General features: G+C 61.7%; 1 protein-coding gene. It reads left to right on the top strand.

The window, feature by feature from the left end; genetic code table 11:
• The coding region (locus AWB65_RS35000; protein ID WP_445344303.1) for a T6SS effector phospholipase Tle3 domain-containing protein at positions 1-1,101 on the top strand (1,101 nt) is incomplete at both ends.

Below are 1,101 nucleotides of genomic sequence, written 5' to 3'. Positions count from 1 at the left end.
CAACGGGTTCGACGCTTGGGCGCCGGAGTGCAACGAGGAGTTTGGTCCGTGGTATTGGGGCGGCGGACCCTTCCAGAACGGCACGAACAATCTTCAACAGTGCTGGAGCCACACCGGATTCAAGCGGCACGTCTTCGGCTTCGACCTTCAGCATCTGAACACCGAGACGGATCGCCAATTGCAGGATGCCCCGCCGCGCAGCTACTACGCACACGCGGCACAACGGCTGGCCGATCTGGTCGACGAGATTCGCGCCAAATATCCGCTCGATACGATCACGCTGATGTCGCACAGTCAGGGAACCATGATCGCGATGGCGGCGACCACGCTATGCAAGAAGCGCGCGCCCGATGCGCTGTTCGTGATGAACTCGCCCTACGCGACAAGCGACAAAATGACCGACGCCGCGGCATGCGGCGGCGAGCGGCCCACCGCACAGGCCCGTGTCAACACCTTTCGCAACGTTGCGAACCGCATCAAGCAGGACAAGCGCGTGTTCACCGAATCGCTGCTAGAGCAACTGCAATGCGGCGCGACAGAGGACATGAACTTCTGGCGGCCGGACTTGAAAATGCATTGGGGTCTGCCCGAGCGCGACAACCACGGCCGTGTGTACGTGTACTTCAGTCCGCACGACCGCGTGATGGGCGCGACGCCGCTGCAAAGCATCGGCTGGCAGGGTCTGGATGACACGCTGCTGGCCGAACTCGGCGATACCGTCAAGCAGCGCATGCTCGCGCGTGGCACGCCATGCGGCGACGAACCGGGCGTGCAGAGATTCGGCACGTTGCCGCCTATCGAGAACCCGCCGCCGGGTGTCAAACCGACCGACTTCTGGGACGGCAATCGCGGCGTGCTGGGCGGCGCCTTTGGTGCGACGAGAATCTGGGCAACGCCTAACGTGAACCAGACGGTCACGATCAATGCCGAGAAGGTTCCTGAACCGCTGACGGTCGAGGAAATGAAGGGTTTTGACAAGCCGAGAAATTCAACCCTGCAATGGGGCGGCATCGACCCCGAGGATGGCGAGCCGGTGGACGCGAATTTCCGTTACATGGCGTCAATCTACCAACCAGAAGACTTCAAGGATCGCGAAGACAT

Origin of the sequence: Caballeronia humi (assembly GCF_001544475.1) — a bacterium.
In the GTDB taxonomy this organism is placed as follows: Bacteria; Pseudomonadota; Gammaproteobacteria; order Burkholderiales; family Burkholderiaceae; genus Caballeronia; species Caballeronia humi.
Note: the sequence above shows the minus strand (reverse complement) of the source record. Positions and strands in the feature narration are given on the sequence as shown.